The organism is Halomonas sp. BC04 (genome assembly GCF_000568385.1).
Genome location: NZ_AZQX01000162.1, coordinates 1 through 11,069 on the forward strand (window position 1 = coordinate 1; position 11,069 = coordinate 11,069).

An 11,069-nucleotide genomic window follows, 5' to 3' on the forward strand; every position below is an offset into this window, starting at 1 on the left:
GTTGATGGGGCCCGGCGAGAAGTCACTGCCCGGCGTGGTCGCCGCCACCGACACCCGGGTCGGCAGCGCGCCTTCGCCCTCTACCGGCACGGCGCGCATGGCATGCAGCTGGGCGCGAAACCCGGCAGTCGACACGTTCGACAGGTTGTGGCTGACCACCGCCTGCTGGTCCATGCTCTGCTTGGCACCGCTCATGGCGGTATAGAGGATGCGATCCATGGCTCAGATCCCTTAGGTATTTCGGTTAGGGAAACGCTGAACAAATTGCCGAGCGAGATGAAGCGCAAGGCGCACGGAGCACAGGAACCGGAACATATGGGGTATATGTGAGGATCCGACGGTCCGACGCTTCGGCACCGCGCAACGCAGCGATTCGCTCGTGCAGGCATTTGTGCAGTGTTTCCTTAGCGGAGGTTGATGGCAGTCTGCAGTAACTCATCCTGGGTCTTGATCGTCTGGGAGTTGGCCTGGTAGGCCCGCTGCGCCACGATCATGTCCACCAGCTCACGGGCCATGTCGACGTTGGAGGTCTCGACGGCGCCGGAAACCACGCTGCCCAGCAGGCCGGTACCCGGCGCGCCGACCAGCTCCTGGCCGGAGGCGGCACTGGCCGTCCAGACATTGTCGCCGGCGGGGGTCAGGCCTTCGGGGTTGCGGAAGCTCACCAGGCGACCTGGCCGGCGGGGCGCGACTGCTCGTTGGAGTAGTTGCGCATGATGGTGCCGTCATCGTTGATGGTGATGCCCACCAGGGTGCCGGAGGTGTAGCCATTCTGGTTCAGGCTGCTGACCGTGGAGGTATTGCCGAACTGGGTGGAGCCGGCGAGATTGAGCTGGAAGGCGAGCGGAATAGGATCATCCCCGAGCGGCGAGTCCGCATCAAAGGTAATATCTGTGACATTTCCTGCCGGCACAGTCAAAGTGCCATTCTGATTGAACTCCAAAGTGAAGTCATTGTTGGCACTGTAATAGCCATCCATTGTGACCTTGGCTTCCCAAGTATTTGAAGCACCATCAATTTTTTCATAGTACACGGTAATATTGCGAGGGTTGCCCAATGAATCAAACACGGTAAAGTTATTCGAGTAGTGATACTCTATTTCCTGATTATTACTGCTTTCGATCGTGCTCAGGTCGTTATCAGGTACCTTGCGCGCATCCAGGTTGATCGTGGTGCCTACATTGGTGGTGGCGCTTGCGGCGAGCTCCTCGGCGGAGACATTCAGCGGCACCGGCTGCCGCCCGCCTGGACCTGGCCAGCGGCATTGAGACCGAAGCCCATGATCTGCGCGCCCTGGGCGTTGATCAGGTCGCCCTCGGAGGTCATGGAGAGCTGGCCGTTGCGGGAGTAGACCACTTCGCCGCTGGGATCCTGGAAGCGGAAGAAGCCATCCCCGGCGATGGCCAGGTCCAGGTTGCGGTTGGTGGACTCCACGTTGCCTTCGTTGAAGTTCTGCATCACCGTGGACACCCGGGTACCCAGGCCAACCTTCGAGCCGGCGAAGACATCCGAGAACTGCACGTTGGAACTCTTGAAGCCCACCGTCTGGGAGTTGGCGATGTTGTTGCCGATGGTGCCCAGTTTCTGTGCCTGGGAGTTCAGGCCGCTCAGTGCTTGGGAAAAGCTCATGTTTCGTTCCTCTGCCTGCCGAATTTTATGCCGCTTTCGCGGTTCTGATTAGGAAACCATTTTTGTCAATCAAAGAATCTGCTTGACGTCACCCAGGCCGACCTGGCCATAGATGGCACCGAGGTCAAGCTTCACACCGCCATTGCCGTCGGGCGGCGTCACCCCACCGACCACGGCGTAGTTGAGCGTGGAAGCATCGAGTGTCTTGTCGCCGCTGGTGGCTTCGACACGCACCCGATAGGCGCCCGGCGCGGCCGTTTCACCCTCGGTGGTCCGACCGTCCCAGGTGAAGGATTCGACCCCCGCCTTCACCGAGCCGATGTCATAGCGGTTGACCACCTGGCCACTGGCGTTGGTGATCGTCACACGCACGTTCTCGGCCGACTGACCGAGTTCGATACCGAAGGGCGTGGTGTGGGCGTTGCCCTCTTCATCGGTTTCCATCAACACACGATCCCCCGGCACCAGCACACCCTGGCCGATCAGCCCGGCCGCCTGCAGCGTCTGCCCGGCATCCATCTGGCTGGTGATGCCCTTCAGGGTCTTGTTGAGATCCTCGATGCCGCTGACGGTGTTGATCTGGGCCAGCTGGGATGTCATCTCATGGTTGTCCATGGGATCGAGCGGATCCTGATGCTGCATCTGGGCGATCAGCAGGGTCATGAAGTTGTTGCGAAGTTCGGCGGACTGACTGGCATCCCGGGCGGAAGAGCCACCCTGGTTCATGCGCGTGACGACACTGGAGTCAATGGTCGTGGACATGGCGATTATCCCTCACCCAGGGTGAGTGTCTTGAGCATCATCTGCTTGCTCGTGTTCATGATTTCGACGTTGGCCTGGTAGGAACGGGAGGCCGAGATCATGTTGACCATCTCGTGTACCGGCTCGACGTTGGGCATGGTCACATAGCCCTCTTCGTTGGCCAGCGGGTGCTCGGGACGGTACTCCATGCGCATGGGGGAGTTGTCCTCCACCACACTGCGCACGCCCACGCCACCGATGCCATGGGCGCCCTGGTGACGGGCCTCGAACAACACCTGCTTGGCGCGATAGGCCTCGCCATCCGGCCCCGCCACGCTGTCGGCGTTGGCCAGGTTGCTGGCCGTGACGTTCATGCGTTGAGACTGGGCGCTCATGGCCGAGCCGGCGATATCGAAAACGGAAAACATCGACATGGTGCGATCTCTCTCTGGTTCTTCCGGCTCTGGCTTTTCCGGCTCGGATGACTCTGGCCCGGGTTATTCGGGCTGCATGGCGCTCTTCAGCCCCTGGATCCGGCTGTTGAGGATGGTCAGTGCCGCCTGGTAGCGTACGGAATTGTCGGCGAACTGGGTGCGCTCGCGATCCATGTCCACCGTGTTCCCGTCCAGGCTCGGCTGGTCTGGCACCCGATACAGCAAGTCCTGGCTCGGCGGCGCGAAGCCCTGTCCGCCCAGATGCCCCGCTGATGTCCTGGCCAGTGACAAACCGCCACCGGATGAGCGACCATGCTCGACCGCCTTCTTGAGCTCGCCGGCAAAATCCATGTCCCGCGCCTTGTAATTCGGCGTATCGGCGTTAGCGATATTGCTGGCCAGCACCTTGTGGCGCTCCTGGCGCAAGCCCAGTGCCTGCTGGTGGTAGTTAAAGGCGGCCTCGAGCTTATCGATCATGCCGGCGCTCTCCGTGGTCGAAACCCAATATGAACAGTGTGCGGAACTTGTTGAGAGTGAAGAATAGCCAGAGTGGTGTCACATCAATGGCAAGAACAGACCGATTTTCCGCATTCATTTCCGCTGTTTCATGAGTTCACCGGACGCTAGAATTCACTGGCACCATCACCAACGTCGGCCAAATGCCATGCAGCGTCACCCCTTCAAGCTCCTGCTCACTCTGTGGCCGATCCTCGCCGGCCTGGCGCTGCTTTCCGGCACCGCCAAGGCTAACGACGATGCCCTGCTCCAGGCCGTACATGGCTTTCTGCACAACGAGGCGCAGTCCCTGGGCGAGGAGATCATCATCGAGCTGCGTCCGCCCTCGGCCCGGCTACCGGAGTGCCTATCGCCCCAGCCCTTCCTGACCCGTGAAGGCCAGCTGCCGATCGGGCGGGTGTCGGTGGGGGTGCGCTGCGGGAGCGATGGTCGCCAGGTGCGTTACATGCAGGCTGAAATCGGCGTTCTCGGCGAGTTCCCGGTGCTGGCGACCACGCTTAACGCCGGCGATACGGTACGCCCGGAGCACCTGGAACAACGGCAGGGCAACCTGGCAGAACTCCCCAACAACGCCCTGCTCGATACGGAACAGATCATCGGCCAGGTCGCGACACGCAACCTGCGCGCCGGCCAGCCGCTGCAGGTCCACCAGTTCCGCTCGCTGCCACTGGTGGAGCGCAATCAACGTGTCGTGGTCGAGGCTCGAGGCGCGGGCTTTCGGGTCTCCCGCGAAGGACAGGCGCTGGAGCCCGGCGGTTTGGGCGACCGCGTCCGGATCCGCTTCGACTCCCGCGAGGTGGTTACCGGGCAAGTGGGGGGAGAGGGATTGGTGATCGTCGACTTCTGACGACACTCGAACTATCTACACGCAACCTGTCTACACGCAACCTGTCTACACTGGGGCTATCGGATGCGCATTGCGCGCATCCGCTATATCATGTCTAAAGTTTTTGCTGGCGCAGCCGATAGCGTGTAAAAGCACCGGTCACGAGGCCATTATAGTGAAGATCAACAGCCAGAACCCCCTGACTCGCCCGACGCCGACGACGCCACGCGAAGAGGCGCAGCCAGTCAAGGCCCCCAGCCAGTCCAAGCAGCAGGATTCGGGTCCCGCGGCCACGACTCACCTGCGCCAGAATGCCACCGACAGCTCCCGTGATATCGACACCGCCAGAGTCGATGAGATTCGCGAGGCCATTCGGGAAGGCCGCCTGGAAATTCGTGCCGACCGCATCGCCGACGGGCTGATCGAATCGCTGCAATCGACGGCGGGTAAAGGTGACGAATGAGCCTGATCAAGCTTCTCCGCGAGCAGCAGCAGCGCCTTGACGGCGTGATAGAGCTGCTTGAGCAGGAACGCGAACTGCTTGCCGCCGCCGATATCGACGGGCGACGGTTGGCCGCGATCGCCGAGCACAAGCAGCGGCGACTGCAGCAGCTGGAAGCCAGCGAGACCCTGCGTCGCAATGTCCAGCAGCGCCTGGCTATGCCGAGGGTGCCGCCGGCGCCCGCCAGGCCGCCGAAGAAGCCGGCTGCCTGGACGAGTGGGAAAGCACCCTGGAGCGGACCCGGAAAGCCCATCGGCTCAACACGATGAACGGTCAACTTGTCGGCCTGCGCATGGGCCAGAACAAGCGCCTGCTCGAATTCATACACGAGGCTGCCGAGAAGACGACCTATGGCGCCAGCGGTCGAGTGAGGGCGCAGCCGGGACGCTTCAATACCTCGGTGTAGTCTTTGTCAGCTCGCTCATTCTGCCAGCCTTTTCCTGCCGAGCATTTCCTGACGCTCCCTGTCACTATCTACAATCCAGCCAGGCTCCAATCCCAGCCAGGCGATACCGCTTGCGGCATTGTCTCGCCCAGCTACCACAGCGAGTCGACCAGGCTCTCGTCGTCGGGATCTGCCATGACCACGGTGTTCCGACCTTTGGCCTTGGCCTTGTAGCTGGCGGCATCGGCGCGGGCCAGCACGGTCTCGACCGCATCATCCCCCTCCTGGAACGCCGTCACACCCATGCTGAGCGTGATGTTGTAGACCCTGCTCTCATTGACCACGGTGACCTCGGAAACCACTCGGCGCAGGGATTCAGCAATTTCCCCGGCCTGCTTGAGGGTGCAGCTAGGCAGCAGCACGGCAAACTCGTCCCCGCCCTGGCGGGCCACATGGTCGCTACGACGGACTTCCCAGGCCACCACCTGGGCAATGCGACGAAGCATCTCGTCGCCTAGCGCATGCCCGCCCTCGTCGTTGATGGGCTTGAAGTGATCGAGGTCGAACAGGATCAACACCGATGGAGTACCGGTCTTGGCGTATTCCGCCAACGCCTCCTCCAGGCGACGCTCGAAACCGCGGCGGTTGAGCAGCCCGGTCAGCGGGTCGTGCTCTGCCTCCCAGCGCTGCAAGGCTTCCTGCTGGCGACGTTCGGTGATGTCCTTCACCATACCCACGAAACCGAGGGGCTGGTCGCTACCCCTCACCTGGCTTGCATGCACTTCCACCCAAAGGGTGACCCCATCCTGATGGTGAAAGCGCAGCTGACGCATGAAGTCGTTGCCGGTCAAGAGGGAGTGGCGCCACATATCCTGGGTGCCCTGGCGGTCATCCGGATGAATACGCTCCCACCATTCGCTGGCGCTACAGGACGCATCCAGTCCCAGCAGCTCCAGCAGCGCCGGGTTCATGTAGTTCAGGTGCCCCTTGAGATCGGCGACGAACATGCCGATCGGCGTGGATCCCAGCACGGCATCGAGAAAGGCCTGTCGATCCCGCAGGTGCTCCAGGGCCGAGAGCCGCTCATGCTCAAGGCGGTTGAAGCTGCTGGCCACCTGCCTCAACTCTTCCATGCTGGTGGAGAGCGCCAGGTAGCGACGCTCCCCTGCCCCCACCTGGGCGATCTGACGCTCCAGCCGGTGCAGCGGCTCGAGCAATCGCCTGACCAGCCAGCGCATGCTGAACATCAACAGTACCGCCAACCCCAGCCAGGCCCACCAAAGCGTAACGAGATAGTCACCCAGCGGGGCACGAACCTGGGACCGGGGCAGCGATACCTTGACGATCCAGTTCGCCGGCCTGATCTGGCGATACGACATCAGCGTCGACTCGCCATTGACTCCACGGGCAACGGTTTCTCCCTCCCAGCCCTCCAGAGCCAGGTCGAGTGCCGGCAATCCGTTGAACGCCTGGCTGTTCGCCCGCCGGGGATGAAACAACGCCTGGCCCGACGCAGAGAACACGGAGATACGCCCCTCCTCGCCCAGCCAGCTTCGCTCCAGCCAACGGAACAGGCCGCCCCCCGCCAGGTTGACCATGCCACCGACGACACCGCTGAACGCCCCCTGCTCGTCGATCCGCGGCACCAGCATCAGTACCAGGTTGTCGCCGCTGGCTCGGCCCACGAAGGGCTGACTGACGTAGGGCGCCGGAGAGCGGCGCAGCATGCGAAAGTATTCAGTGTCCGAGGTATCGAGGCCGGCACGCCCCTCAACCACCGGCCAGTCGGCAAGCACAACGCCATCGGGCCCGGTCACCATGATGCCCTCGAACCATTCCATCAGGGCCTGGTTATGCTCGAGGAAATCACCCAGCTGCTCCGGGCTCATACCCTGCAGGCCCGGCGCCAGACGAGCCAGGGCATGCAGACGGCGATTCACCTTCTCGGTCAGGGCATCGGCTATCAAGCGCGACTCGTCACGCAGGTGATCAAGGTTGACCTCATCCACCAGGGCCTTGCCATACTGCCAGGCCAGCATCAACAGGATGCCCACGATAACCAACCACGTCGCGGCAAGACCGGCAAGCAGTCGTCCCTGCAGGGAGCAGAGGAATCGAGTCAATGCTTCCATCCGAACCGATATGCGCAACGCGTTCCCCTTTGGCGATAAAATCGGGAGTCGAGCGATCCATCCACCGTTAACGACGCCGAACCTGAAACCCCACCCTTGGCGACCCTGCCTCAGGGCACGACTTCTTCCCTCTTGTATCGGCACCCCATTTCCGAACTTGAGTCTCGCGCAGGCGTCAACACCAAATGATTATTGGTTTTTTGCGGGCAACCCCGAATTTTACCTTGCTCAGCGCTAAAGTCTGGGCGTCTTATGACGATACTCTTTAATGTCAACGTCGAAACCCAACTCGACATTTCAACCAATGCAGCAGGGGCTGAGAAAGCGAATCGATGAGTTCACACGGCAAACGCCCACCAGGCGACAGGGTCAGCCCCCTGGCCCAACACCCTGCACGGCTCATACAGAGTGCGTTCGAGCAGGGGCAGACCGGCATGGTCCTGACCGATACCGCCGGGCTCATCGTCCTGGCCAATGACGCCTTCTGCCGAATTGCCGGCTGCGAGCGCAGCGAGGTTGCAGGCTGGCCGGTCGAGCACTTCTTTCTCTCCTTGCGGACACCCTCGATGCTGGCGCCCGACCCGGACTCGAACGCCGAGGAGCCCACTTCCTGGCAACAGGAAGTGCTGTGCCGCCGTGCCGACGGTGAGTCGATGCCCGTCCTGATGACCGTGGATGGCCTGCGCGATGAGCGCCAGCGCCCACACCACTACCTGCGTACCTTTGTCAGCCTCGCCGCACCCACTGGCATACAGCTCGGCGACAGACACTGGGTCCATGTCGACCCGATGACAGGCCTGCCCAACTGGCTGCTGCTGCGGGATCGCCTCAATCACGCCCTGGCCCAGGCGGAGCGCGCCGAGAACGGGCTTGCCGTACTGTTCATCGATATCGATCGATTCAAGGCGGTCAATGATGCCGTCGGTCATGTGGAAGGCGACCGGCTGCTGGGTGAGCTGGCCCAGCGCCTGCAGAAGGCGCTACGCAGCCGGGATACCCTGGCCAGACTGGGTGGCGACCAGTTTATCGTGCTGCTGGAAAAGGATGGGACGGCAGAAGCCGCCCAGGTGGTGACAGAACGGCTTCAGGAGGCGCTGGAGCCACCTTTCCTCTCCGGGAACCGCTACCTGCTTCTGACGGCCTCCATCGGCATCGCGCTCTACCCGACCGATGCCCAGGATGAGGAGGCACTGATCACCACCGCGCGCAGTGCCATGTATACCGCCCGCAAGAAGGGCCCGGGGCGCCTGGCCTTTGTCGATCACCGATTGACCACAAAGCTGAAGGAGAAACATCGACTCGAGAGCCGGCTAAGCGAGGCCATTCACCTCCCCGAGCGTCATTTTCAGCTCTACTTCCAGCCTGAAATCGATGCCGATACCGGTTGCTGCATCGGCCTGGAAGCCGCCATTCGCTGGCGACAGCCCAAGCAGTGGCAGCACCCCCCCGAAGCCTTCCTCGACACCATCTGTCGCCTGGGCCTGGGTATTCGGCTTGATCGCTGGGTGATACAGAGCGTCATCGCCCATCACCTGGGCTGGCTGCAAAGCGGTTCATCGCTCGGCGAACTGCCCGTTTCGATCCGCCTCTGTGAGTCACATCTGGTACACGACACCTTCGACCGCAGACCGCTCGACCACTTCCTCCGCCTTCAGCGGCTCGAGTCTCTGGCCTGGATGACCCTGCAGGTCCCTGGAAAGGGGTTGTCCAGCAACCTGGACGGCGCCTCCCATATGCTCAAGCGACTCGAGCGACTCGGCGTGCGGCTCTCCATCGATGGGCTAGGTACCGAACCCCTCGACCTCGCCTGGCTATCTCGCCTGCCCTTCGCCAGAGCCAGGATCAGTGCCAGCCTGACCAGAGCCCCCCAGCAGGATGAGCGCAACCTGCTGGAAGCGTTGTGCCGCCTCCTGCAGGCACTCCATATCGAGCCGGCGATCATCGACATCGATGACCAGGCCATGGCCACCACCGTGAGCCATCTTTCCAGCAAGCGTGTACAGGGCGACTACTATTGTCCCGCCCTGCCGGCCGAGGAGCTGGACCAGTGGCTATCCGAACGCAAGTCGGCCCGCTGCTAGGATCGCGACGATCTGTCAAATCCGACAGACTCCTGGCCTAGCCACTCTGATACGGATTAGGCACGGCGGGATAGCGAGCCGGGTAGGCCTCCATGAAGGCATGGGCGACACGCAACACGCGAGTGTCGTCGTGCTTCCCCCCCGCCAGCTGGAAACCGACGGGCAAGCCAGCGTCGGTGAAGCCACAGGCACCGAGGCCGCTGGCTGCTGACTGAGGTTGAAAGGATAGGAAAACGGCGCCCACTCCTCCCAGTCTCGCATGTCCCTGCCAGGCGGGACGTTGTGCAAAAGCTCGAACGGTGAGATGGCGACCGTGGGCGTCATCACCAGATGGTACTGCTGGTTGAAGTACTCCAGTTGCTGGGTCAGGAGCGCCCGGCCACGCAGGGCGCGAAACAGTTCCAGCGCACTCCATTGCTCCGCTCGCCTGGCATCGGCAACCATGCCCGGATCGAGCAGTTGCCGATTGCGCTCACCCATTTCGTCGTAGACTGCCAGTGACGCCGTAAACCAGAGCTTGTTGAAGATATCGATCGGCGATTCGAACCCGGGATCGACCTCTTCGACGATTGCTCCAAGCGCTTCCAGCTTGTGGGCAGCCGCACGCACCCGCTCGGCCACGTCGCGATCCACCCTGGCATAGCCCAGGTCAGGGGAGTAGGCGATTCGCAACCCCTGAAGCCCCCGACCGATCTCTTCGCCCCAGTCGTCGGGCTGGCCTCGAGTGGCATAGGGGTCACGATAGTCGTAGCGCCCGATGACGTTGAGCATGCTCACCGCATCGGTGACGGTACGGGTCAGGGGCCGATGTGCGACAGGGTTGGTTCCTTCGAGGGAGGCCACTGGGGCGTCCAGCCAAAGGTGGGCTTGAAGCCGAACACACCGGTGAAGGCGGCGGGAATGCGGATCGATCCACCCGAATCCCCACCCTGGTGCAGCACCCCCATATTCAGCGCGGCGGCGACGGCGGCGCCTCCCGAAGAACCGCCGGGTGTCAGGCGAGTATCCCAGGGATTGGCCGTCGCACCATGCACCCGGTTGTCGGTGACCGCCTTCCAGCCGAACTCCGGCGTATTGGTCTTGCCGAGTATCACGGCACCCGCCTCCTTCAGCAGGCGAGTCGGCGGCGAGTCACGCTCACAGGGTGCATCAGGCTCGGTCAAGGATCCCTTCCTGGCCGGCATGCCGGCGACCTCGGTCAGATCCTTGAGTGAAACCGGCACGCCATCGATGGGACTCAGTGGCCTCCCCTGCCCCCAGCGGCGAGCCGATGCATGGGCGGCGGCCTCTGCCCCCTCCCGGTCGACATGAACGTAGGCATTGACCTCGCCGTTGAAACGATCGATACGATCGAGAGCGGCTCTTGTGGCCTCCAGCGGAGAAGCCTGGTGCGTTTCGAAGAGACTCCGCAGTTGGCTGGCATCCATGGTTCCCAGATCGGCATCACTCACACGGACCTCCCTTTTTTCCAGTGAGTTCGTATAGAGTGTGGGAAATACCCGCCATCTGACAAGGGCACATGAAAAAGCCGCCTGACGCATAGCGTCAGGCGGCTTTCCCTGAATTCGGTGGTGGAGCCTAGCGGGATCGAACCGCTGACCTCAACACTGCCAGTGTTGCGCTCTCCCAGCTGAGCTAAGGCCCCACGTTGTTGCTCTCGCAAGAACGAGGCAAATGATACCGACCACTGTCTGGCCAGTCAACCTAACCCGCCAGTTTTCACGCCCCGTTGACGGTAACGTGCAGTATGGGCACTAAGCCAATTTCCCTTGGCCGACGAGTGTGGCAAGCTTGGTGGCTTCAATACCATCCGCTCTCTTCAC

The 11,069-nt window shown here is 62.2% G+C and carries 8 protein-coding genes, 1 tRNA gene and 3 pseudogenes; 4 read left to right on the plus strand and 8 right to left on the minus strand.

All coding sequences use genetic code 11. From position 1 onward, the window contains the following. The 5 genes and pseudogenes from Q427_RS11440 to flgB all read right to left on the minus strand — a co-directional run. Positions 1 to 219: flagellar basal body protein (locus Q427_RS11440; protein WP_043513945.1), on the minus strand; the 219-nt coding region annotated here is incomplete at its 3' end. A gap of 185 nt (positions 220 to 404) precedes the next feature. Further along, a pseudogene (gene flgE, locus Q427_RS11445) lies at positions 405 to 1,629 on the minus strand (flagellar hook protein FlgE). A gap of 69 nt (positions 1,630 to 1,698) precedes the next feature. Further along, positions 1,699 to 2,391 carry a flagellar hook assembly protein FlgD gene (gene flgD / locus Q427_RS11450; RefSeq protein WP_043513947.1) on the minus strand — a complete coding sequence of 231 codons (693 nt, stop codon included), beginning with the start codon at positions 2,389 to 2,391 and terminating at the stop codon, positions 1,699 to 1,701. Positions 2,392 to 2,396: 5 nt separating this feature from the next. Next, positions 2,397 to 2,804, minus strand: a complete 408-nt coding sequence (gene flgC, locus Q427_RS11455; RefSeq protein WP_043513949.1) for a flagellar basal body rod protein FlgC — start codon at positions 2,802 to 2,804, stop codon at positions 2,397 to 2,399. A 63-nt stretch (positions 2,805 to 2,867) separates the two neighbouring features. Continuing rightward, the gene (gene flgB, locus Q427_RS11460) at positions 2,868 to 3,281 is read right to left on the minus strand and encodes a flagellar basal body rod protein FlgB (protein ID WP_043513951.1); all 414 of its coding nucleotides are present in this window, start codon (positions 3,279 to 3,281) and stop codon (positions 2,868 to 2,870) included. Positions 3,282 to 3,468: 187 nt separating this feature from the next. On the opposite strand from flgB, the gene flgA reads away from it, so the two are divergent. From flgA to flgN, 3 genes and pseudogenes are all read left to right on the plus strand, one after another. Further along, a complete protein-coding gene (flgA, locus tag Q427_RS11465) occupies positions 3,469 to 4,167 on the plus strand; it encodes a flagellar basal body P-ring formation chaperone FlgA (protein WP_043513953.1) in 699 nt (232 codons plus the stop codon). Positions 4,168 to 4,321: 154 nt separating this feature from the next. After that, positions 4,322 to 4,609, plus strand: a complete 288-nt coding sequence (gene flgM, locus Q427_RS11470) for a flagellar biosynthesis anti-sigma factor FlgM (RefSeq protein ID WP_043513955.1) — start codon at positions 4,322 to 4,324, stop codon at positions 4,607 to 4,609. Further along, a pseudogene (flgN, locus tag Q427_RS11475) lies at positions 4,606 to 5,054 on the plus strand (flagellar export chaperone FlgN). The gene flgM and the pseudogene flgN overlap by 4 nt, the downstream one beginning before the upstream one ends. 131 nt (positions 5,055 to 5,185) lie before the next feature. On the opposite strand, the gene Q427_RS11480 reads toward flgN, so the two are convergent. After that, a complete protein-coding gene (locus Q427_RS11480) occupies positions 5,186 to 7,165 on the minus strand; it encodes a diguanylate cyclase (RefSeq protein WP_051496303.1) in 1,980 nt (659 codons plus the stop codon). Between the two features lie 332 nt (positions 7,166 to 7,497). On the opposite strand from Q427_RS11480, the gene Q427_RS11485 reads away from it, so the two are divergent. After that, positions 7,498 to 9,246, plus strand: a complete 1,749-nt coding sequence (locus Q427_RS11485; RefSeq protein WP_081785957.1) for a putative bifunctional diguanylate cyclase/phosphodiesterase — start codon at positions 7,498 to 7,500, stop codon at positions 9,244 to 9,246. Between the two features lie 15 nt (positions 9,247 to 9,261). Here the strand turns inward: Q427_RS11485 and Q427_RS36855 are convergent. Further along, a pseudogene (locus tag Q427_RS36855) lies at positions 9,262 to 10,787 on the minus strand (amidase). A gap of 28 nt (positions 10,788 to 10,815) precedes the next feature. Beyond that, a tRNA-Ala gene (locus tag Q427_RS11495) sits at positions 10,816 to 10,891 on the minus strand. Positions 10,892 to 11,069: the final 178 nt, after the last annotated feature.

Excerpts from the sequence above, each read along its gene's own strand:
- flgD (WP_043513947.1), bottom strand. The coding sequence starts at position 2,391 with ATGTCCACGACCATTGACTCCAGTGTCGTCACGCGCATGAACCAGGGT.
- Q427_RS11485 (WP_081785957.1), top strand. The coding sequence starts at position 7,498 with ATGAGTTCACACGGCAAACGCCCACCAGGCGACAGGGTCAGCCCCCTG.
- flgB (WP_043513951.1), bottom strand. The coding sequence starts at position 3,281 with ATGATCGATAAGCTCGAGGCCGCCTTTAACTACCACCAGCAGGCACTG.
- flgA (WP_043513953.1), top strand. The coding sequence starts at position 3,469 with ATGCAGCGTCACCCCTTCAAGCTCCTGCTCACTCTGTGGCCGATCCTC.
- flgC (WP_043513949.1), bottom strand. The coding sequence starts at position 2,804 with ATGTCGATGTTTTCCGTTTTCGATATCGCCGGCTCGGCCATGAGCGCC.
- Q427_RS11480 (WP_051496303.1), bottom strand. The coding sequence starts at position 7,165 with ATGGAAGCATTGACTCGATTCCTCTGCTCCCTGCAGGGACGACTGCTT.